Origin of the sequence: Phycobacter azelaicus, assembly GCF_014884385.1 — a bacterium.
Taxonomy (GTDB): Bacteria; Pseudomonadota; Alphaproteobacteria; order Rhodobacterales; family Rhodobacteraceae; genus Phycobacter; species Phycobacter azelaicus.
Map to the genome: position 1 here is coordinate 834143 of NZ_WKFH01000003.1, position 20930 is coordinate 855072.

Genomic DNA, 20930 nt, shown 5'->3' on the forward strand with positions numbered 1-20930 from the left:
AGGCCAGGCGCAGTGTGTCTGTAGATTGAGGTTGGAGCACGCAGGGATGAACCTTGCCGAAAAACTCGCTGAGGAACGCCGGGCGCGCCTGGCGGCAGAGCGGCTGCTTGAATTGAAGCAGGCCGAGCTGACCGCTGCGAACCGCAAACTCGGCCGCCATGCTCTGGCCCTGACCCGACAGATCGGGGAAACCCAGGCCGAGGTGGCCAAAACACGCGACGAGAACGCGAAGGTCAAATCAGACCTCAGCATGGCCAACGAAAAGATCGAACGTGCGGAACGGCGTTTGTGGCATTCGATCCAGGCCTTTCAGGACGGTTTTGCCTTTTTCGACAGTGACAGCCGGTTGATTGGCGCGAACACAGCCTACCTCAACATTTTTGACGGGCTCGAAGAGATCAACCCCGGTGTATCCTACGTTCGAATCCTGCAAATCCTGACGGACGAAGGCTTGGTCAATACCGGCGACATGCACCCGTCCGACTGGCGCGGAATGATGACGGATCGCTGGATGTCCCTGAAACCTGAGCCCATCGTGATCCAAATGTGGGACGACCGCTTCCTGAGACTGATCGACCAACGGGGTCAGGGCGGGGATGTCGTGAGCCTCGCGCTCGATATCACCTCATCGGTACGCTACGAGGAAGAGCTGCGCGCCGCCCGCGAACGTGCCGAAAGCGCCAACCGAGCCAAATCCGCCTTCCTGGCCAATATGTCTCATGAAATCCGCACCCCCATGAACGGTGTGATCGGCATGGCGGAACTTCTGAGCGATACCGAGCTCTCTGAGGAACAGCGCCTCTACGCCAATACGATCAAGAACTCAGGCGAGGCCCTCCTCGTAATCATCAATGACGTTCTGGATTACTCCAAGATTGAAGCAGACAAGCTGGCACTGCATCCAGAACCGTTTGATCTTGAGCGCAGCATCCACGAAGTGGTCATGCTCCTTCAACCCACGGCGCGGGACAAAGGCATTGCGCTGCTCGTGGATTACGACATCTTCCTGCCGACCCGATTTGTTGCGGACCCGGGACGGATCAGGCAGGTGCTGACCAACCTTGTCGGCAATGCTGTGAAATTCACCAAGGAAGGTCATGTCACGGTCAGGATTACCGGGGTAGCTGAGCCCGACGGCAACCGCTGTTCGGTCCACGTGACCATCGAGGATACCGGCATCGGCATCCCGCCAGAAAAGCTCGAGCACATTTTTGGCGAGTTCAACCAGGTCGAAGACGAACGCAATCGCAAATTCGAAGGGACCGGACTGGGACTGGCGATTTCAAAGCGTCTAATTGATATGATGGGAGGTGAAATCTGGGTTGAAAGCGAAGAGGGACAGGGGTCCTGTTTCGGCTTCCGGCTGCCCATGCCCACCCCGCAGGGTGCAATGGTCGACATACCGGAAGTGCCCAGAGGCCTCAAAAAAGTTTTGCTAGTGGACGATATCCCGCTCAACTGCGAGATCATGCAGCGTCACTTGATGCTGCGCGGCGTCGACGTAACCACTGCACAAACCATTGCTGGCGCGATGGATGCAATGACGCCGGACATTGACCTTATCATCTGCGAACATGGCCTGCCCGGCGGTGGCGGGGTGCAGCTGGCGCGACGCCTCCATGAAGGTGATTGGCCGGACGTGCCTTTCCTTCTGCTCAGCTCGAACCCTCACACAGTCCAGGACGCCGATGTAGAAGAGCTTAAGTTCGAGATCCTCCAGAAGCCGACCCCTAGAGACGAACTCTTTGAGAAACTGGCAGAAATCGGTACGCGGCTGCCCGGTTCCAAGACACCGGACCCCCAAGCTCAGGCGGTCGAGGACCCGCATGAAATGACGCTTGAAGAAGCCTATGCGGCAGACAATGCCAAAGCGGCTTCACCTCAGCCGGAGCCTGCCCCCGCAGTTCCTGAGGAACCCGTACCTGGTGCGCCTCGTTTGATGCGGGTTCTGGCCGCTGAAGACAACAAGACCAACCAGCTGGTCTTCCGCAAGATGGTCAAGAACATCAACATAGAGCTGGAGTTTGCCAACAACGGTGTCGAAGCCGTAGCTGCCTACGAAAGCTTCAAACCTGATCTGATCTTCATGGATATCTCTATGCCAGTCATGGATGGGAAACAGGCCACATCGGAGATTCGCCGGATTGAAGAAGGCACCGGGCGTCACGTGCCTATCATTGCACTGACCGCCCATGCCATGACGGGCGATTCAGACGGCATTCTAGCGGCCGGTCTTGATCACTACCTCACAAAACCGCTGCGCAAGGCCCTTATCCTTGAACGGATCGAGGAATACGTGCCGGACGGCGCTCAACCGATCGACATGTCTCCGGCCGCCTGACCCTCCTCAGGCACCCCGCAGAAAGACCGGCTTGTCCGGCTCAGACAGCTCCGGCTGATAGGCATACCCCCCTGTATCAAACTCTTGCAACCCGGCCACATCATCGAGTCGGTGCTGGATGATGTAGCGTGCCATCGCGCCACGGGCGCGTTTTGCATAGAAGCTGACAACCTTGGGCGTGCCGTTCTTCATTTCCATAAAGACGGGCGTGATGACCTTTGGTTTCAGGGCCTTCAGATCCACGGCGCCAAAATATTCCTGGCTGGCGCAATTCACAAGGATATCGCTGCCGGTGACTTCGGCCTGAGCGTTCAGCGCCTCGGCGATCTGGCTACCCCAGTATTCATAAAGGTTCTTGCCGCGTTCGTTCTTCAGCCGCGAGCCCATCTCCAGCCGATAGGGCTGCATTCCGTCCATAGGGCGCAGCACGCCGTAAAGGCCAGACAGGATACGAAAATGATCCTGCGCCCAAGCCATTTCCTCAACATCCAGCGAGGCTGCTTCAAGCCCCTGATAGGTATCCCCAGCAAAGGCGAGGGCCGCAGGGCGCAAGGCGTCTGCTTCGGGTGCTTCCTCAAAACTGCGGAACCGGTCGTAGTTCAGCTTGGCCAGATCCTCGCTGATGTGCATCAGCTTCATCAGTTCGGCTACTGACAATTCCCGCGCAGTACTGTTGAGGCGCACGGCATCCTGTTGGAAAGCCGGTGTCGTCATCTCCATATCGCGCTCGGCCCAGTCCAGTTTTTTCGCAGGGGAAACCACTACCAGCATCTGTCATCCTCGTTTTGTTCTGGGTCAGACTTAGCTCGCGCCGCGCAGGACGTCCAGAAACGCCGCAGCAAAACGTTCCGCGCGGCGCTCCCCCAAAAGCCGCTCAAGCCCCGTTTCATCCTCAGGACGCATCTGGGCGACCTTCGCCAATTGTGATGCCGAGCAGCTGAGCGGCTTCAAAGTGCCACACTCCCCACGGGCCAACTGGCCCTGTGCCTCAAGGAGGGCATCATAGAGCGATCCAGCCCCGTCCCGCGCCGCCAGTTTCCTGCGCTGCGGGTGCAACTGCTCCACGGCGCCGGTGATCACGGTGAGGAAGTCATCGCCATAGCGCTCCAGCTTCTTGGCACCAACCCCGCTGATCCGCGCCATCTGGTCCAGGCTTTCGGGGCGCTGCTCGGCCATCTCGATGAGGGTGCGATCCGGGAAGATCACATAGGCGGGCACTTTTTGCGCCTCGGCCAGCGCGCGGCGCTTTGCCTTCAGCGCCGACAGCAGCGGCGCATCCTCGTCCGAAACCAGAGCTTTTACGGCCGGGCGGCGGTCGGCAGATTTGATCGTATCCTTGCGCAAGGCAATCTCCGCCTCGCCGCGCAGCACTGGCAAAGCCGCCTCGGTCATGCGCAGGGCACCGTGGCGTTCGGGATCGGGTCGCACCAGATCATGCCCCATCATCTGCCGGAACACCGCCTGCCACTGCCCTTTCCCGTATTCCTTGCCGCAACCGAAAACCGACAATTCGTCGTGACGCTTGGCCCGCACCCGATCCGTCTCGGTGCCCCGCAGAATGTCGATCAGGTGCCCCGATCCGTATGTCTCTTGCGTGCGCAGGATCGCCGACAGTGCCTTGCGCACCGCAGTGGTGCCATCAAAGACGTCCACCGGGTTGTCGCAGAGATCGCAGTTGCCACAAGGCGCCGCCTTCTCCCCGAAATAGGCCAGCAGAGTTTGACGGCGGCATTTCAGCGCCTCGGCCAGCCCCAAAAGGGCGTTGAGCCGTGCATGATCCGCCGCCCGGCGTTCAGGCGGCGCCATGCCTTCATCAATCTGGCTGCGGCGCAGGCGGATATCCTCGGGGCCAAACAGGGTCAGTGTTTCCGCCGGTGCGCCATCGCGCCCGGCCCGACCGATCTCCTGGTAATAGGCTTCGATGCTTTTGGGCAGGTCCGCATGGGCGACCCAGCGGATGTCGGGCTTGTCGATCCCCATGCCAAAGGCCACCGTCGCAACCACGATGAGCCCATCCTCGCGCGCGAACCGAGACTCCACGACACGCCGATCCTCGGCCTCCATCCCCCCATGGTAGTGACAGGCCACATGACCCGCCTCACGCAGGGCGGCGGCAATCGCTTCGGTCTTGGCACGGGTGCCGCAATAGACGATGCCCGACTGCCCCTTGCGCGCCGCCGCAAACTCAAGGATCTGGCGGCGCGGCCCGTCCTTGGCGCCAAAGGCCAGATGGATGTTGGGCCGGTCAAACCCGCGCAGAAAGGCGCGGGGCGCCTCTCCATCAAAGAGCTTTTGAACAATCTCTTCCTGGGTTTCCTGATCCGCAGTGGCGGTAAAGGCTGCAAGTGGCACGCCCAGCGCGCGGCGCAGCTCCCCGATGCGCAGGTAGTCGGGGCGGAAATCATGGCCCCACTGGCTGACGCAATGGGCTTCATCCACTGCGATCAGCGACACACCGATGCGCCGCAGCATGCCCATGGCCGCCCCCGAGGCCAGACGTTCCGGCGCCATGTACAAAAGCTTCAGCCGTCCCGCCTCGATCGCTTCCCAAACGGCTTCGGTCTCTTCTTCCGTATTGCCCGAGGTCAGCGCCCCGGCCACAACGCCCGCCTCTTGCAGCGCGCGGACCTGATCACGCATCAGGGCAATCAGCGGCGAAATCACCACAGTCACACCCTCTCGCAAAAGCGCAGGCAACTGATAGCACAGGGATTTCCCGCCCCCCGTAGGCATGATCGCCAGGACGTTCTCTCCACCAGTGACCGCATCGACGATCCCTTCCTGGCCGGGGCGGAAGGCGTCAAATCCAAAGATATCGCGCAGCAGCGGGGTTGCCTGTGGCAGGTCTATCGTCTGCGTCATCGAAGGGGGGCCTCAAGGGAGTATCTGCTCGTATCGAGGCACACAATCCCACAGGACGAATCGGGCGGCAAGGGGCCACCCGGTCAAATCCATGCACGCGGCGCGCCGAACGGACGGCCTGCGTCTTCGGCTCAGATGAAGGCCATCATGTTATTCTGGATGATGATCCGCAGCGCATAGACCGCGATCAGCACAACAAGCGGCGTCAGATCAATGCCCTGCATATTCGGCATGATCCGGCGGATCGGCGCATAGAGAGGCTCAAGGATTCGGTTGAGACCGTACCAGATCTGAGAGACCAGCTGTTGGTTCAGGTTCAGCACCTGGAAATTGATCAGCCAGCTCATGATCACATGGGCGATGATGAAGAACCAGACGATGTCCAGGATCAAAAGCAGGATTTGAAACAGCGAGAGCATCCTATTCCCCTATGTTAGGCAGCGTAACAGGTAAGCAGACGCGGCCCGATGCGCAAGCCTTCCGCGAGGTTGCGGTTGACGGGCCGTAAATGGGTGGCAAGACGGGCACGCAACAGTCGGAGTCACCCCCATGTTCCCAATCGGGCGCCTTCTGAAGGATCTTTTCGTGGCCAGCCGCATGGAGCCGCTGCCGCTGACGGCGGTACATCGCTCGCGCCATATCTGCTGGCCCTGGGATCTGGATATCTGGCTTGAGCTTAACAACGGGCGCGCCATGACGCTCTACGACCTTGGGCGTACCATGCTGGCGCAGCGCGTGGGGCTGATCGGCGCCCTCAGGCAGAACCGCTGGGGCATGACGGTTGCGGGCACCTCGGTCCGGTTTCGTCGCCGCATCCGCGGCTTTGAACGCTTCGAGATGCGCAGCCGCGCCGTGGCTTGGGACGACAGGTTCATCTACCTCGAACAGTCCATGTGGAAGGCGAACGGAGACTGCGCCAGCCACGTCATGCTGCGCACCGCCATTACAGACGCAAACGGCATTGTTCCTCCAGCCAAGGTCCTCGCAGCGATCGGCAAAGAAAATGTGCAAAGCCCCTCCATGCCATCTTGGATCAATGCCTGGTGTCAGGCGGATGCCACACGCCCCTGGCCGCCAATGTCCGATGAAAAGGTTGGGCTTGCCTAGCACCGTCTGCGCCTGTCTTATCGGCATCAAATACACGAGGGGATGGGCGACATGGCAGAGGTTTCACAGAAAAAGCGTATTTGGGGGTGGTGGTTCTTTGACTGGGCCAGCCAGCCCTACCACACTCTGCTGGTCACATTCGTTTTCGGTCCCTTTTTCGCCGCTGTCGCCGCCGACTATTTCCTCGGGAAAGGTCTGAGCGAGGCCGCTGCAGAAGCACAGGCTCAAACGGTTTGGTCCATCGGCATGACAGTCACGGGGCTATTCATCGGATTTGGCGCACCCTTTCTTGGGGCACTGGCGGATATTTCCGGGCGTAAGATGCCTTGGATCATGGTGTTTTCTATGATGTACCTGATCGGAGCTTGGGGCCTTTGGTATATGGATCCCGCCGGCGGCAACCTTTGGCTGATGCTGCTCAGCTTCGGTTTTGGCTTCATCGGCGCCGAGTTTGCACTGATTTTTGTAAACGCTCAGCTTCCCTCGCTTGGAAGTAAGGAAGAGGTCGGAGCCATCTCCGGCTCGGGTTTTGCTTTTGGGTATTTAGGCGGCGTAATCGCACTTTTCATCATGCTCTTGTTCTTCGTGGAACAGAGCAACGGCAAGACGCTGATCGGGCTTGATCCGATCCTTGGGCTTGATCCGGAGGCGCGCGAAGGCACCCGCGCCGTCGGTCCGCTCACCGCTACCTGGTTCGCACTCTTCATGGTGCCCTATTTTCTTTGGGTGCATGATGACAACCCAACCGGCCAGCGCGGCACAATGCGTCGCGCGGCGCGCATGGTCATCGACTTGGTGGCCGGGCTGCGCCATCGCGCAAGCCTGACCAGCTACCTTGTGTCGTCGATGCTGTATCGGGATGCTCTCAACGGGCTTTACGCCTTTGGCGGGGTCTACGCGAGCCTGGTTCTGGACTGGTCGATCACCTCAATCGGAGTCTTCGGTATCATCGCCGCGATCTCGGCCACGCTGTTCAGCTGGCTGGGCGGCAAAGCGGACAAGCGCCATGGTCCGAAACCGGTTATCATTGTCGCCATTCTGGTGCTCACGCTGGTCTGCATTACCGTTGTCTCTATGTCCCGCGAACAGGTCTTTGGAATTCCGCTGCCCGAGGGTTCCACCCTGCCCGATGCCGTTTTCTTTGGCTGTGGCGTTCTGATTGGCGGCTTCGGCGGAATCTTGCAGGCCGCCAGCCGCAGCCTGATGGTGCGTCACACGGACCTGGCCAAGGCCACCGAAAGCTTTGGTCTTTATGGGCTTTCCGGCCGCGCCACCGCCTTCCTTGCCCCCGCCTTGATCGGCCTTGCCACCACCATAACCGGCAGCGCGCGCCTAGGGATCACTCCCGTTATCGGCCTCTTTGTACTAGGCTTGATTCTGTTAAAATGGGTCAACGCCGAAGGAGACCAGAAGTGAGACTGCTGATTGCGACGCTTTTTGCCCTCACGGGCCTTCTTGGCCCCGCAATGGCTGAAACACCCGCAAAGCAGCTATTCGGCGCCAAGGCGGTTGGGTCGCAGCAACGTCCCGTCCCACTGGGATCCTATGCCAAGGGCTGCGTTGCAGGCGCGGTGCAGCTGCCGGAAACAGGCCCCACCTGGCAGGCCATGCGCCTCTCGCGAAATCGCAACTGGGGCCATCCCGAGACCATCGACTACATTCGCGATCTCAGTGCATTTGCCGCCACGCTGCCGGGCTGGAAGGGTCTGTACATCGGTGACATCAGCCAGCCACGCGGCGGGCCGATGCTCTCAGGTCATCGCAGCCACCAGATCGGTCTTGATATCGACATCTGGATGCTGCCCCCCGACCGGCTGACCCTCAGCCGCGCCCAGCGCGAGAACATCTCCTCAATTTCGCTGCGACGGGCCAAGGGCGCCTATGTTAACAGCAATTGGAGCCGCCAGCACCACGAGCTGCTGAAGGCTGCCGCCAGCGACAAACGAGTCGCACGCATCTTTGTCTTCCCGGGCGCCAAGGTGCAGATGTGCAAGGATGCCAAGGGCGATCGGCGCTGGCTGCGCAAGATCCGCCCCTGGTGGGGCCATCACTACCATTTCCATGTACGTCTCAACTGTCCGCGGGGTGCCCGAGGCTGCGTTGATCAGGATCCGCCGCCACGCGGGGATGGCTGCGCCGATGCGCAGAAATGGGTCAATGACATCCTGAATCCGCCCCCGCCCAAGCCGCGCGATCCAAATGCGCCCAAACCGAAACCGCGCCGTGACTACACGCTCAAGGATCTGCCCCGGCAATGTGCCGCCGTACTTCAATCAGACTGATCCTTGCCCTGATCCCTGCGCTTGCTGTGGCCCTTGCGGCCTACGCCGGTGCGCGTGCTCAGCAGGCCGAGGGGCATGCACGTTTTCTGTCGGCCTTCACTTGGATTCCACCAACATCTGGGGCAACTCAGTGGTTTGGCGGTTTTTCCGGGATCGAGGTGTTGGACAGGGGGCGCAGGATCGTCGTGCTCAGCGACCGCGCAACCCTGGCCTACGCAACGCTTGAGCGCAACGGCGGGCTCATAACATCCGCCCGCGTCACTGAGGGACGCGCCCTCAGAACCTCAGTCGGCAAGTTACTCAAAGGACGGGTTATGGACAGCGAGGGCTTGGTACATAGGCCCGATGGACACCTTTTCATTTCCTACGAGGGCGTATCGCGCGTGGCATTCCATCAGAATGGCCAAGATAACGCAAAGGTCCTGCCACGCCCCGCAGCGTTCCGGCATCTGCCTTTCAACAAGTCTTTCGAAGCCTTGGCCATGGACAGCGCGGGACAGCTCTTCACGGTACCGGAGAATGCTCCGGACAATGATGGGAATATTCCGGTCTGGCGCTGGGATGGCACCGGCTGGAGCCAGCCTTTCAGCCTGCCGCGCCGCAACGGCTTCATGCCGGTCGGTGCGGATTTTGGCCCCGACGGGCGGTTTTATCTGCTGGAGCGCCGTTTCCTGCTGATCGGTTTTCAGAGCCGCCTGCGGCGATGGGACTTTACGCAAACCGGACCCACAGCAGAGGTGACCCTGCTGCAGACGAGTATCGGAACCCACGACAACCTCGAAGGCGTCTCAGTCTGGCGTGATACGGCCGGACAGCTGCGCGCGACGATGATTTCCGACGATAACTTCAGCTCGTTTCAGCGTACCGAACTGGTCGAATACAGCTTGCCCGATTGAACAGGCGCACCCGCAGCGTGCACGCGCGCGCTGCTCGGCCCAACGGCCGATGGGTCATCTGCGATGGTCCTTCCGGCGGGCGGGAGCGTCCCTCCCAGCTGTCACAGAAGCTCTTGCCAAACTGCGCAGAACCGACTAACTGGCCCGATCCTTGGCGCAAACGAACAGAGCGAAGCGCCTAACAAGTCTCCGCTACCTTGTCAAAACGGACCATATAGATGACACGTTCCTATATCCCCGGCATTCTTGCCATGGCCGCCGTTGTTGTGGCGTCCAACATCCTGGTGCAATTCCTATTCGGCAATTGGCTGACCTGGGGCGCCTTTACCTACCCCATCGCCTTTCTCGTGACTGACGTGATGAACCGTGTATACGGAGAAGGCCCGGCGCGCCGTGTGGTCTTTGTCGGCTTCATTGTGGGCGTGATATGCTCGCTCATCGGCACTCAGATCATGGGCGAATTCGGCCCGCTCGTAACCCTGCGCATTGCCATCGGTTCGGGTCTGGCCTTTCTCACCGCGCAGCTGCTGGATATTTCCGTCTTCTCCGCCCTGCGGGGCGGCACATGGTGGCGCGCGCCGCTGGCCTCCACCCTGGTCGGCTCCAGCGTGGATACTGCGCTCTTTTTCACCATCGCCTTTTCCGGAGCACTGTCCTGGATCGAGCCTGCAAATGATGTCTCTTGGGCCGGTGAAATGTTGCCGCTGTTGGGCACAGGCCCGGTTGCCCCGCTCTGGGTCTCGCTCGCCGTTGCAGATTGGATGGTAAAACTCTCGCTCGCCCTGGTGGCGCTGATCCCCTTCCGTGTGATCGTCAACCGCCTCACGGCGCAACCTGCCTGATCTTTGCGCCCTGGCGACTGCTCAGAAATGCAACAGCTTCGGCCTCCGGTTTTCGGGGGCCGTGTTTTTTTGTTTGGCAGATCGGAAAAACCGTGCAACGCTCAAACCAACGGAAACAGAAAAGTAAAGGAGGTGATCCAGTGTCAAGAAAGGTGTTGGAGCAAGGTGTTGGAACAACCGGAGGGTCCGCCTGCTGAGGCAGCCCTTTGCTGTGTGGTCCCCGCGGCTGATTTGCCTTGTGCAAATCTAACCGACCCGACCTCCTGAGAACTTTCGAAGGGCCGTCCCGCTGGGGCGGCCCTTTTACCTTGCGCCAACCCACGCTAGGGTCCACCCCAAGATGATACGGATCACTGACGATATCGCCCTGCAGGACTGGGAAATCACCGAGAGCTTTATTCGCGCCTCGGGGCCGGGCGGGCAGAATGTGAACAAGGTCGCCACCGCAGTTGAGCTGCGTTTCGAGGCTGCCCGCTCCCCGTCTCTGCCCCCGGCAGTCAAGGCCCGACTGAAACGGCTCGCAGGCAGGCGCTGGACCAAGGAGGGCGCGATCATCCTGCAATGCGACGAGACCCGGTCGCAGCAGCGAAATCGTGATATTGCCCGTGATCGCCTTGCAGAACTGGTGCGCAAGTCATTGGTCGCCCCAAAACGCAGGATCGCCACGAAACCCACGCGTGGGTCGGTCCGCCGCCGTCTTGAGGCAAAGAAGCAGCGTAGCCAGATCAAGGCGGGGCGCGGCAAGATAGATCCGGAATGAGAACAGCGCGTGTGATCAGCGATTGCACCTTCCGGGATCGCTGCTAAAGCTATCAAAAAGATATTTCATACGGACGGAGAACCACTTATGCGGCTTGCAGGGAAAACGGCGATTGTAACCGGGGGCGCCTCGGGATTTGGGGCCGGAATTGTCGAAAAGTTCCTGACCGAAGGCGCGCGGGTGATGATTGCGGATATTAACGCTGATGCCGCCGCAGCCCTGGCCCAGGAGAAAGGCAGTTCCGCCATCGCACAGGCCGTCGATGTGGCCGACGGCGGTTCGGTCAACACCATGGCCGAGGCTGCGCTTTCGGCCTTTGGACATGTGGATATCCTGGTCAACAATGCTGGCGTCACCCATCTGCCCACACCGCTGGATCAGGTCAGCGAGGAGGATTTTGACCGGGTCTTCAACGTGAACATGAAGTCTGTCTACCTTACCGCCCGCGCTCTGGTGCCGCATATGAAATCGCGCAAAACCGGCGCAATCCTCAACGTGGCCTCCACGGCGGGCGTCTCGCCGCGCCCGAACCTCAACTGGTACAATGCTTCCAAGGGCTGGATGATCACTGCAACCCGCACCATGGCGATCGAATTGGCCCCGGCTGGCGTACGGGTCAACGCGATCAATCCGGTCGCCGGGGAAACGCCGCTTCTGAAATCCTTCATGGGCGAAGACACGCCCGAGGTGCGTGCCAAGTTTCTGTCCACCATTCCGCTGGGCCGCTTCTCAACCCCTGAGGATATGGGCAACGCCGCCTGTTTCCTTTGCTCCGATGAGGCGTCGATGATCACCGGGGTCGCCATGGAGGTGGACGGCGGTCGCTGCATCTGACCTCGACCGCCTTACCGATCGGTAGAATTTTTTCAGGAGGATCGTCATGCGTCCCGGCCCCCGCAATCTGATCACCGACGTTGATGGCTTTCTAGTCGGCAATGCGCAGGATGACACTTTGAAATCAGGCGCAACGGTGTTCACCGCTGACAGTCCTTTTACCGCCTCGGTTCATGTGATGGGCGGTGCGCCGGGCACGCGGGAAACTGACCTTCTGGCACCGGACAAATCGGTCGCCCAGATTGACGCGCTGGTCCTGTCGGGAGGTTCGGCCTTTGGTCTTGATGCCTGTTCGGGTGTTGTTGATGCACTGCGCGCCGTTGGTCGCGGGTTCCGCCTTGGGCCTGCAATCATCCCACTTGTACCCGGTGCGATCATTTTCGATCTGCTGAATGGTGGCGACAAGGACTGGCAGGAAAACCCCTATCGCGCCCTCGGCCGCGCAGCCTTTGAAGCCGCTGGCGAGGACTTTGACATCGGCACGGCTGGCGCTGGCACCGGCGCGCTGACGGCAATGGTAAAAGGCGGGCTTGGCTCGGCCTCTTTCGTGCTTGAAAGCGGCATCACGGTCGGCGCGCTTGTTGCGGCCAACCCGATGGGCGCTGTCACCACACCCGGTGATAGACACTTCTGGGCCGCACCGTTTGAAGTGGATGGCGAATTCGGCGGCCTTGGTCCCGACCCCCGTGGCGGTTTGGGCCAGGCCGAGACCAGCCGCAAGATGCAAACCATGCGTGGGCAGGCGGAGGGCCTGCCGCTATCAAATGAGCGCGGCAACACCACAATCGCAATTGTTGCCACTGATGCAGCCCTGACCAAGGCGCAGTGTCAAAGGGTGGCCACCGCCGCCCATGATGGCATTGGCCGCGCAACCCTGCCAGCCCATGCGCCGGGTGACGGAGATCTGGTTTTTGCCGCAACATCCGGCGCACGCGCCATGACCAACCCAGAGGCCGAACTTGGCCAGATTGGCCATGCTGCGGCGCTGTGCCTCAGTCGGGCGATTGCACGTGCGGTTTACGAGGCCAAGCCCGCATCCGGAGACCTGTTGCCCTGCTGGAACACCGCTTGATCAGGGTCGCGGGGTCAGCAAAACTCTGCAAATTTCTCCTGGCGCGTCAAAACGTCCATTGACTATGACCAATAATGCGCTCGTATTCCCCTCAGCCAACTCAAACTGGAGCAAGCATATGAAACGTCTGATGTCCGCCGCTGTAATGACCCTGCTGGCCGCACCCGCTTTTGCCGAAGGCGATGCTGCCAAGGGCGAAAAAGGCTTCAACAAGTGCAAATCATGCCACATGGTCGTTTCTGACAGCGGCGAAACGATCGTCAAGGGCGGCAAGACCGGCCCGAACCTTTGGGGTGTGGTCGGCCGTACGGCAGGCGCCGTTGACGGGTTCCGTTATGGCAATGACCTTGTCGCCGCCGGCGAAGCTGGACTGGTCTGGGACGAAGAAACCTTCGTAGCCTACACACAAGATCCGCGCGGCTTCCTGCGTGAGTATCTGGACGACAGCAAGGCCAAGTCAAAAATGTCGTTCAAGCTGAAGAAGGGCGGCGAAGACATCTACGCCTTCCTGGCGCAGCATGGGCCCGCCGCGACCGAATAAAGACCAGGGCACAAAAATCTGGCAAAACAGGCCGCGACCCTAGGGGCGCGGCCTTTCGCGTAATTGCTCTTGATCCTAATTGCGACTAACGAATTGAAGATGTGGCGGCTGGAGCTGGTCCAGGTATCGCCTTTGGGGATTGAAACGGATTTGAACCGCAGATGACACATCCGATCCCGGCCTGGGTGAACGGCGAACTAACACCTGTGGACAAGCTGACCGCACATGAAGAGGGGCTGAAACACAAGGCCGTTTCGGTGTTTGTGGTGAAGGGCACCGAGATCCTCATGCAGCGGCGCGCCATCGGCAAGTATCACACGCCGGGCCTTTGGGCGAACACCTGCTGCACGCACCCAATGTGGGACGAGGCAGCATCTGCCTGCGCGGTGCGTCGCATGGAAGAGGAACTTGGCATCACAGGTCTTTATCCTGAGTTTCGCCATCAACTCGAATACAGGGCGGATGTCGGCCATAGTATGATCGAGCATGAGGTCGTCGATGTATTCCTGGCCCATGCTCACAGGCCCGTCAGCCTGGCTCCAAACCCTGATGAGGTGATGGAAACACGCTGGGTCGACTATCACGATCTGATCGCCGAAGTGCAGCGCCACCCGGAGCGCTTTACGCCCTGGCTGAAGATCTACCTGAGCAACTATGCAGACATCATCTTTGGCCCAGACCTGATCATCGCTGCCTCGGGCTGATGGACGCAGCCCTGCACGCCGCGGAAATTGAACGCTCGCTCTTGCCCTATCCTGCCCCGGCATGCTTTTAACGGCCAGGCAAAGGGCGTTTTGGGAGGCGCAGTATGACTATTCTCATTGCCGGTGGCGGTATTGCAGGGCTGACGCTGGGCCTGACATTGCACCAGATCGGAGTGCCCTTCCGCATTTATGAATCCACACCCGAGCTGAAGCCCATGGGTGTTGGCATCAATCTTCAGCCCAATGCGGTCCGCGAACTGATGGACCTGGGACTGTCGAAAGAATTGGACAGCATCGGGGTGCGCACGCGGCAGCTAGGATTTTATACAAAGCTCGGCAAGACCATATGGGAAGAGCCGCGCGGCCTTGAGGCGGGTTACGCCTGGCCGCAGTACTCGGTCCATCGGGGGGCGCTGCAAATGATGCTGTACGAGGCTCTTGTCACGCGTGCCGGGCCAGATTGCATTTACACGAATGCCCGGGCCGCTGGCTTTGAGAACACCGCAGGCGGTGCCGTTCTGCATCTGACGGATGGCCGCCACTTCGACGGAAACCTTCTGATTGCTGCCGACGGCATTCATTCCGCCCTGCGCAAGCAGATGTATCCCGCCGAGGGGGATCCGATCTGGAATGGCCGCATTCTCTGGCGTGCAACCACCCAGGGCCCTGTTTGGAACGGCGGCGGCGCCATGTGCATGATCGGTCACAATGCCCTGCGCATGGTGGCTTACCCGATCTCGGATCCGGACAGCAACGGCATGGCAACAATCAACTGGATCGCCGAAAAGAGCTTTGACCCCGACTCTGCCTGGAAAAAAGAAGACTGGAACCGCGCGGCGGATATCAATGACTTTGTCGGTCACTTCGAGGACTGGCGGTTCGACTGGATTGACGTCCCCGGCCTCATTCGCGGTGCAGATGTGGTTTATGAATACCCGATGGTGGACCGGGACCCCCTTGAGAAATGGACATACGGCGCCGTGTCACTGATGGGGGATGCAGCCCATCCAACCTATCCGGTCGGCTCCAACGGCGCCAGCCAGGCCATTCTGGACGCCAGGCTCATCGGAGTTGCCCTGCTGAAACATGGCGTAACGCGCGCCGCACTGGAGGCCTATGAGGCAGAGGTGCGTCCGCTCACAACGAACGTGGGCCTTGCCAACCGCACCGCAGGAGGACCCGATGCGGTGTTGCAAATGATCGAAGACCTCTGTGCAGGGGACTTCTCCACCGTCGAGGACGTTGTGTCGAAGAAGAGCCTCGCGGAACACGCCGCCAAGTACAAATCCATCGCCGGCTTTAGCATTGAAGATCTGAATGCCCGCCCGAAAATGATCGCAGAAGGCGCGCGCCTTTATTGATGCTCAGGGGGCTCCCGCCCCTTTGGTGCAGCATCATGGATGATGCACATCGGGTTGGGCGTGGCGCTGCACGATGTGCAGCGCAGGAGGGATTGCGGACAAGACTTTCAGGGGCAGATCTGCCCTGAAAGCGCACTTTCCAGCCTGGTATCTTCGAACCGAGTCGCCTCAAGGGTAAACCACGCCTCTGGCGTGGCCGCAGATACGACCTTTGCCCCGAATCGGCTCGGTTTCCCAAAAAGGCGACCGGCGCCGCGCATCAGCGCGGCGCCGGGCCCAAGGCCGACAAGGGGTTTTGCCAAAGGCAAGGCACCTGCGGGCGCGGGAGTTCACCCCGTTTTTTTTTGAAACGGTCTGGGTCCTAAACCTCGGTCCTAAACGCCGATCACCGCATGGACCGCACGTTTCCATCGTGCGTAGGCCGCCTCGCGTTGCGCCTCTTCCATCGCCGGGGTGAATTGCCGATCGCGTGCCCAGGTCTCCGCAAACCCTTGTTGGTCGGGATATAGGCCAGCCGTCATTCCGGCCAGCCATGCAGCGCCCAGTACCGTTGTTTCCTGCATCACCGGACGATCCACAGGAGCGCCAAGAATGTCTGACAAGCTTTGCATCGTCCAGTCACTGGCGCTCATCCCGCCATCAACACGCAGAGTTACACTGCTTTCGGCTCCGCCACCCGCAGCGCCTTCCCAATCGGCCCGCATTGCTTCCCAAAGATCACGGGTCTGATAGGCGACGCTTTGAAGGGCGGCACGCGCGATTTCTGCAGGCCCCGAGCTGCGGGTAAGGCCAAACATGCCACCGCGACAGTCCGGCTCCCAATAGGGGGCGCCAAGGCCCGTGAAGGCCGGTACCAATATCACGTCCTGCCCCGGATCCGCCGAGGCGGCAAGCCCGCCGCTTTCCTGGGCTGACCCGATGATACCAAGTCCGTCACGCAACCATTGCACCGCAGCGCCGGCGATAAAGATCGACCCTTCCAGCGCGTAGGTCGGCTTTCCGTCCAGTCGGTAGGCGATTGTAGTCAGCATCCGATTGCGCGACTCGACCGGCGTTTCCCCGGTGTTGAGTAGAGCAAAGCACCCGGTCCCATAGGTGGATTTCATCATACCTGGCTCGAAACAGGCCTGACCGATTGTGGCCGCCTGCTGGTCCCCCGCCACGCCGAGGATCGGGATTTCACCCCCAAAATGCGCAGCCTCAACCGTACCAAAGTCAGCGGCGCAGTCCTTGACCTCGGGCAGCATTTCCATTGGCACATCAAGGATCTCGCAGATCTCGGCGCTCCAACCGCCCTTGCGGATATCATACATCAGAGTGCGTGACGCGTTGGTCGCATCGGTCACATGAGACGCACCGCCCGTCAGGCGCCAGATCAGGAAGCTGTCGATGGTGCCGAACATCAGCTTGCCATCCGCAGCCCGCGCGCGGGCCCCCGGCACGGTATCGAGGATCCATTTGACCTTTGTACCCGAGAAGTAGGGATCAAGCAGCAAGCCGCTGGTCTGGTGCACCAGATCGCTGTGACCGGCAGCACGCAGGTCCTCGCAGATGGCCGACGTGCGCCTGTCCTGCCAGACAATCGCCTTGTGGATCGCCTGCCCGGTCTCTCGGTCCCAAACGACTGTGGTCTCGCGCTGGTTGGTGATCCCGATCGCAGCAATCTGCGCGACCGTCACGCCCTGCTGTGCGATCACCCTTCGGCAGACCTCAAGTGTCGAAGACCAGATCTCCTCCGGGTCGTGCTCTACCCAGCCCGCCTGCGGGAAATACTGTGGAAACTCCTGCTGGGCGCTGCCTGCAACCTGCATCTTGTCATCAAACAAGATCGCCCGTGTCGAGGTGGTGCCCTGGTCGATCGCCAGAATATAACTCATGTCCTGCCCTCTCTCCTGTCGTTCTGGGGGCAGACTTTAGACGCAAACCTGTTAGCGCGACCAGCCCCTACTAATCACCTAGTTGCGGAACCGGAATATTGTCGATGAGCCGCACCCCATCCAGCCAGGCCGCCGCCAAAAGCCGTGCAGGCCGGGTAGGCGTCTGGAGCGGCGCAAGTGTGTCGGCGCAGCGCAGATCGAGATACTCGATCTCTCCAAAGCCTGCTGCATCAAGGGCCGCACGGGCGTCCGGTTCGATCTTCTCGAATGCTTCTCCGGCTGTCAGGCGCGCGGCACAATCGGTCATGATCGGGTAAAGCTGGCCCGCCTTTTCAAGCGCATCCACCGACAGACGCATATTGCGGGATGACATCGCCAAACCAGAAGCTTCACGCACCGTGGGGCAGCCTATGACTTCAATCGGGATATCGAGATCCCGCGCCATGCGGCGCACCACCATCAACTGTTGGAAGTCCTTCTCTCCAAAAAACGCCTTATGCGCTCCGGTCTGCAGGAACAGCTTGGCCACCACCGTGGCAACCCCATCGAAATGACCGGGGCGAAAGGTGCCCTCCAGCACGTCGGTGATCCCTTCGACCGAGACAGAGGTGGCATAGCCTTCAGGGTAAATCTGATCAGGGTCGGGTACATAGACCACGTCCACGCCGTAGGGCGCCAGTTTCGCGGCATCTGCCTGTTCGGTGCGCGGGTATTTGGCCAGGTCCTCGGCGCTGTTGAATTGCCGGGGGTTGACAAAGATGGTCACGATCACCCGGTCGCAAGCAGCCTTGGCCGCCTCCACCAGGGAGAGGTGACCGGCATGAAGGGCGCCCATGGTTGGCACGACGCCAACCACCTCACCAGCGCGGATCCATGTGGCATAATTTGCGCGCAGGTCAGCCAGACGGCGCAGAATAGGAGCGGTCATGTCTCAGCTCAGTCCTTTTTTGGGGTGACGTCTGCAAAGACATGTTCGGGCGCCGGGAAGCTGCGCGCGCGTACCTCTGCGGCATAGGCTTCGATTGCGGTTTTGGCACTAGGGCCAAGATCGGCGTAGCGTTTGACAAATTTTGGCTTGAAGGCCGTGAACATGCCCAGCATGTCGTCCACCACCAGCACCTGACCATCGCAGCCTGCCGAAGCTCCGATTCCAATGGTGGGAATGGCGATATCAGCCGTGATCCGATCCGCCAGAGCCTGCGGCACCTTCTCCAGCACCACTGCAAAGGCGCCTGCCTCCGCCACGGCGCGGGCATCTGCGATCACCGCATCCGCCTGCGCATCGCGCCCCTGCACCTTGTAACCGCCCAGCGTGTTCACCGACTGCGGCGTGAGACCGATATGAGCCATCACAGGTATGCCGCGCTTCACCAAAAAGCGGATGGTCTCGGCCATCTCAACGCCACCTTCCAGCTTGACCGCGCCTGCGCCGGTTTCACGCATCAGCCGCGCGGCATTGCCAAAGGCCTGCTGTGGCCCCTCTTCGTAAGAGCCGAACGGCATGTCGATCACCATAAGCGCGCGCGACAGTCCCCGCGCCACCGCCTGACCGTGCAGGATCATCATCTCCAAGGTGACCCCAAGCGTCGAGGGCAGCCCGTGCAGCACCATGCCGACGCTATCGCCCACCAGCACAAAGTCGCAAGTATCGTCCATCAGTGCCGCCATCGGCGTAGTATAGGCGGTCAGGCTGACGATCGGTTCCTTGCCTTTCTGGGCTCGGATATCTTCGGCCGTGATGGCCTTGGTCTGGATGTTGGCGCTCATCTTATTCCCATGCTCCGTTCGGGTTGCGCACGGGTATCATTTCGCAGTGGCAGCATCCAGTGCGCGAAATGTCCCCTTGGCGGAGATCTTGTGCTCTCTGCCGTTATTTCAGGGACTTACCCCCTTGATTACTTCCGCAAAAACGGGACAGAGTTGAGGAAAAGCCCGAACCAAAGGGCATCTTTCCAACTCAGGGAGTTTCAAAGTGACATTCAAATCCATTCTCTTCGCCGCCGGATCAGCCCTTGCGCTGAGCACCTCAGCCGCCTGGGCCAAAGACAGCATCACCGTTGGCCTGCAGCTTGAGCCGCCGCATCTGGACCCGACAAGCGCCGCAGCCGGCGCCATCGACCAAGTGCTTTATTCCAATGTTTTCGAGGGTCTGACCCGTTTCATGGGCGATGGATCCGTTGTGCCAGGCCTCGCCAAAAGCTGGGAAATCTCCGATGACGGGCTGACATACACCTTCATGCTCAACGAAGGCGTCACCTTCCACGACGGCACGACCATGGACGCGGAGGACGTGAAGTTCAGCCTCGACCGCGCCCGCGCCGAGGACAGCACAAACGCGCAAAAAGCGCTGTTTGCCGATATCGCCGATGTCACGGTGGTTGATCCGATGACCGTCAAGCTTACCCTTAGCAAGCCAAACGGCAACATGCTGTTCAACCTTGCCTGGGGCGATGCGGTCATCGTCGCTCCCGAGAGCATCGATGACATCAAGACGGCCCCCGTAGGCACCGGCGCCTTCAAGTTCGCAGGCTGGGTGCAGGGTGATCGCATCGATCTGGAAAAGAACGCTGACTACTGGGGCACCCCTGCCAACTTGGAAAAGGCGACCTTCAAGTTCATCTCCGACCCCACCGCCGCCTTTGCCGCCGTGATGGCCGAGGATGTGGATGCTTTTGCGGGCTTCCCGGCGCCCGAAAACCTTCCGCAGTTCGAAGCCGACCCGCGTTTCCAGGTGCTGGTGGGATCAACCGAAGGGGAAACCATCCTCTCCACCAACAACAAGCAGGCGCCCTTCGATAATGTAAAAGTGCGCGAGGCGCTGGCCCATGCCATCGACCGCCAGGCGATCATCGATGGCGCCATGTTCGGCTACGGCACGCCGATTGGTACGCATTTTGCACCGCACAACCCAGCCTATGTGGATCTGACCGGCCAGTCCGCCTTTGATCCCGAAAAGGCCAAGGCGCTGCTGGCCGAGGCCGGTCTGCCGGACGGGTTCGAGACCACGCTGCATCTGCCGCCGCCCTCTTATGCGCGCCGCGGTGGTGAGATCATCGCGGCCCAGTTGGCGAACGTCGGCATCAAGGCCGAGATCATCAACGTGGAATGGGCCCAGTGGCTGGAGACCGTGTTCCGGGGCAAGAATTTCGGCCTGACCATCGTCAGCCATACGGAGCCAATGGACATCGGCATCTATGCCCGCCCCGAATATTATTTCCAGTATGACAACTCCGCGTTCCAGCAGTTGATGACGGATCTCAACGGCACCACGGACCCGGACAAGCGGACCGCCATGCTGCAAGAGGCGCAAAAGATCATCGCTGATGACTATGTGAACGGTTACCTGTTCCAGCTCGCTGCACTGAGCGTTGCGAAGGCAGATCTTCAAGGGCTTTGGGCCAACGCTCCCACACAAGCCACAGACCTGACAGCCGTCAGCTGGGCGAACTAA

19 protein-coding genes are annotated in these 20930 nt (G+C 60.4%); 13 read left to right on the forward strand and 6 right to left on the reverse strand.

The annotated features are described in order from the left end of the window. Positions 1 to 46 precede the first annotated feature (46 nt). Complete coding sequence (locus INS80_RS05085; RefSeq protein WP_192964592.1) at positions 47 to 2341, forward strand: response regulator; 2295 nt, start codon at positions 47 to 49, stop codon at positions 2339 to 2341. A gap of 6 nt (positions 2342 to 2347) precedes the next feature. Here the strand turns inward: INS80_RS05085 and yaaA are convergent, their stop codons facing one another. The 3 genes from yaaA to INS80_RS05100 form a co-directional block, all read right to left on the reverse strand. Next, a complete protein-coding gene (gene yaaA / locus INS80_RS05090) occupies positions 2348 to 3112 on the reverse strand; it encodes a peroxide stress protein YaaA (RefSeq protein WP_192964593.1) in 765 nt (254 codons plus the stop codon). Positions 3113 to 3142: 30 nt separating this feature from the next. Beyond that, positions 3143 to 5203: a DNA helicase RecQ gene (gene recQ / locus INS80_RS05095; RefSeq protein WP_192964594.1), complete on the reverse strand. Its 2061-nt coding sequence runs from the start codon at positions 5201 to 5203 to the stop codon at positions 3143 to 3145. 131 nt (positions 5204 to 5334) lie between these two features. Next, on the reverse strand, positions 5335 to 5622 hold the full coding sequence (locus INS80_RS05100; protein ID WP_192964595.1) for a YggT family protein: 288 nt from the start codon (positions 5620 to 5622) through the stop codon (positions 5335 to 5337). Between the two features lie 130 nt (positions 5623 to 5752). Here INS80_RS05100 and INS80_RS05105 point away from each other — a divergent pair, with 130 nt between their 5' ends. The 11 genes from INS80_RS05105 (at position 5753) to INS80_RS05155 (ending at position 15602) form a co-directional block, all read left to right on the forward strand. Beyond that, positions 5753 to 6310 carry an acyl-CoA thioesterase gene (locus INS80_RS05105; protein WP_192964596.1) on the forward strand — a complete coding sequence of 186 codons (558 nt, stop codon included), beginning with the start codon at positions 5753 to 5755 and terminating at the stop codon, positions 6308 to 6310. Positions 6311 to 6361: 51 nt separating this feature from the next. Beyond that, positions 6362 to 7726 carry an MFS transporter gene (locus INS80_RS05110; protein WP_192964597.1) on the forward strand — a complete coding sequence of 455 codons (1365 nt, stop codon included), beginning with the start codon at positions 6362 to 6364 and terminating at the stop codon, positions 7724 to 7726. 50 nt (positions 7727 to 7776) lie between these two features. After that, entirely contained in the window at positions 7777 to 8592 is an 816-nt protein-coding gene (gene mepA / locus INS80_RS05115; RefSeq protein WP_226892713.1) for a penicillin-insensitive murein endopeptidase, read from the forward strand. Beyond that, complete coding sequence (locus INS80_RS05120; protein ID WP_192964599.1) at positions 8565 to 9488, forward strand: esterase-like activity of phytase family protein; 924 nt, start codon at positions 8565 to 8567, stop codon at positions 9486 to 9488. The genes mepA and INS80_RS05120 overlap by 28 nt, the downstream gene beginning before the upstream one ends. Positions 9489 to 9706: 218 nt before the next feature. Beyond that, positions 9707 to 10330, forward strand: a complete 624-nt coding sequence (locus tag INS80_RS05125) for a queuosine precursor transporter (protein WP_192964600.1) — start codon at positions 9707 to 9709, stop codon at positions 10328 to 10330. A gap of 340 nt (positions 10331 to 10670) precedes the next feature. Beyond that, a complete protein-coding gene (gene arfB, locus INS80_RS05130; RefSeq protein ID WP_192964601.1) occupies positions 10671 to 11090 on the forward strand; it encodes an alternative ribosome rescue aminoacyl-tRNA hydrolase ArfB in 420 nt (139 codons plus the stop codon). A gap of 87 nt (positions 11091 to 11177) precedes the next feature. Continuing rightward, positions 11178 to 11924, forward strand: a complete 747-nt coding sequence (locus tag INS80_RS05135) for an SDR family oxidoreductase (RefSeq protein WP_192964602.1) — start codon at positions 11178 to 11180, stop codon at positions 11922 to 11924. A 46-nt stretch (positions 11925 to 11970) separates the two neighbouring features. Then, positions 11971 to 12996, forward strand: a complete 1026-nt coding sequence (locus INS80_RS05140) for a P1 family peptidase (protein ID WP_192964603.1) — start codon at positions 11971 to 11973, stop codon at positions 12994 to 12996. Between the two features lie 118 nt (positions 12997 to 13114). After that, positions 13115 to 13537 carry a c-type cytochrome gene (locus INS80_RS05145; protein ID WP_192964604.1) on the forward strand — a complete coding sequence of 141 codons (423 nt, stop codon included), beginning with the start codon at positions 13115 to 13117 and terminating at the stop codon, positions 13535 to 13537. 161 nt (positions 13538 to 13698) lie between these two features. Further along, positions 13699 to 14241 carry an isopentenyl-diphosphate Delta-isomerase gene (gene idi, locus INS80_RS05150; RefSeq protein ID WP_192964605.1) on the forward strand — a complete coding sequence of 181 codons (543 nt, stop codon included), beginning with the start codon at positions 13699 to 13701 and terminating at the stop codon, positions 14239 to 14241. Positions 14242 to 14345: 104 nt separating this feature from the next. Continuing rightward, entirely contained in the window at positions 14346 to 15602 is a 1257-nt protein-coding gene (locus INS80_RS05155; RefSeq protein ID WP_192964606.1) for a flavin-dependent oxidoreductase, read from the forward strand. A 374-nt stretch (positions 15603 to 15976) separates the two neighbouring features. On the opposite strand, the gene glpK is transcribed toward INS80_RS05155, so the two are convergent. From glpK to panB, 3 genes are all read right to left on the reverse strand, one after another. After that, a complete protein-coding gene (gene glpK / locus INS80_RS05160; RefSeq protein WP_192964607.1) occupies positions 15977 to 17479 on the reverse strand; it encodes a glycerol kinase GlpK in 1503 nt (500 codons plus the stop codon). A gap of 70 nt (positions 17480 to 17549) precedes the next feature. Next, complete coding sequence (gene panC, locus INS80_RS05165) at positions 17550 to 18407, reverse strand: pantoate--beta-alanine ligase (RefSeq protein ID WP_192964608.1); 858 nt, start codon at positions 18405 to 18407, stop codon at positions 17550 to 17552. Between the two features lie 8 nt (positions 18408 to 18415). Continuing rightward, a complete protein-coding gene (gene panB / locus INS80_RS05170; RefSeq protein ID WP_192964609.1) occupies positions 18416 to 19246 on the reverse strand; it encodes a 3-methyl-2-oxobutanoate hydroxymethyltransferase in 831 nt (276 codons plus the stop codon). A gap of 205 nt (positions 19247 to 19451) precedes the next feature. On the opposite strand from panB, the gene INS80_RS05175 reads away from it, so the two are divergent. Continuing rightward, positions 19452 to 20930: an ABC transporter substrate-binding protein gene (locus tag INS80_RS05175; protein ID WP_192964610.1), complete on the forward strand. Its 1479-nt coding sequence runs from the start codon at positions 19452 to 19454 to the stop codon at positions 20928 to 20930.

Excerpts from the sequence above, each read along its gene's own strand:
- INS80_RS05105 (WP_192964596.1), top strand. The coding sequence starts at position 5,753 with ATGTTCCCAATCGGGCGCCTTCTGAAGGATCTTTTCGTGGCCAGCCGC.
- INS80_RS05155 (WP_192964606.1), top strand. The coding sequence starts at position 14,346 with ATGACTATTCTCATTGCCGGTGGCGGTATTGCAGGGCTGACGCTGGGC.
- arfB (WP_192964601.1), top strand. The coding sequence starts at position 10,671 with ATGATACGGATCACTGACGATATCGCCCTGCAGGACTGGGAAATCACC.
- mepA (WP_226892713.1), top strand. The coding sequence starts at position 7,777 with ATGGCTGAAACACCCGCAAAGCAGCTATTCGGCGCCAAGGCGGTTGGG.
- INS80_RS05135 (WP_192964602.1), top strand. The coding sequence starts at position 11,178 with ATGCGGCTTGCAGGGAAAACGGCGATTGTAACCGGGGGCGCCTCGGGA.
- recQ (WP_192964594.1), bottom strand. The coding sequence starts at position 5,203 with ATGACGCAGACGATAGACCTGCCACAGGCAACCCCGCTGCTGCGCGAT.
- INS80_RS05145 (WP_192964604.1), top strand. The coding sequence starts at position 13,115 with ATGAAACGTCTGATGTCCGCCGCTGTAATGACCCTGCTGGCCGCACCC.
- INS80_RS05140 (WP_192964603.1), top strand. The coding sequence starts at position 11,971 with ATGCGTCCCGGCCCCCGCAATCTGATCACCGACGTTGATGGCTTTCTA.
- INS80_RS05125 (WP_192964600.1), top strand. The coding sequence starts at position 9,707 with ATGACACGTTCCTATATCCCCGGCATTCTTGCCATGGCCGCCGTTGTT.
- panB (WP_192964609.1), bottom strand. The coding sequence starts at position 19,246 with ATGAGCGCCAACATCCAGACCAAGGCCATCACGGCCGAAGATATCCGA.
- INS80_RS05100 (WP_192964595.1), bottom strand. The coding sequence starts at position 5,622 with ATGCTCTCGCTGTTTCAAATCCTGCTTTTGATCCTGGACATCGTCTGG.
- INS80_RS05085 (WP_192964592.1), top strand. The coding sequence starts at position 47 with ATGAACCTTGCCGAAAAACTCGCTGAGGAACGCCGGGCGCGCCTGGCG.
- INS80_RS05110 (WP_192964597.1), top strand. The coding sequence starts at position 6,362 with ATGGCAGAGGTTTCACAGAAAAAGCGTATTTGGGGGTGGTGGTTCTTT.
- yaaA (WP_192964593.1), bottom strand. The coding sequence starts at position 3,112 with ATGCTGGTAGTGGTTTCCCCTGCGAAAAAACTGGACTGGGCCGAGCGC.
- panC (WP_192964608.1), bottom strand. The coding sequence starts at position 18,407 with ATGACCGCTCCTATTCTGCGCCGTCTGGCTGACCTGCGCGCAAATTAT.
- glpK (WP_192964607.1), bottom strand. The coding sequence starts at position 17,479 with ATGAGTTATATTCTGGCGATCGACCAGGGCACCACCTCGACACGGGCG.
- idi (WP_192964605.1), top strand. The coding sequence starts at position 13,699 with ATGACACATCCGATCCCGGCCTGGGTGAACGGCGAACTAACACCTGTG.
- INS80_RS05120 (WP_192964599.1), top strand. The coding sequence starts at position 8,565 with ATGTGCCGCCGTACTTCAATCAGACTGATCCTTGCCCTGATCCCTGCG.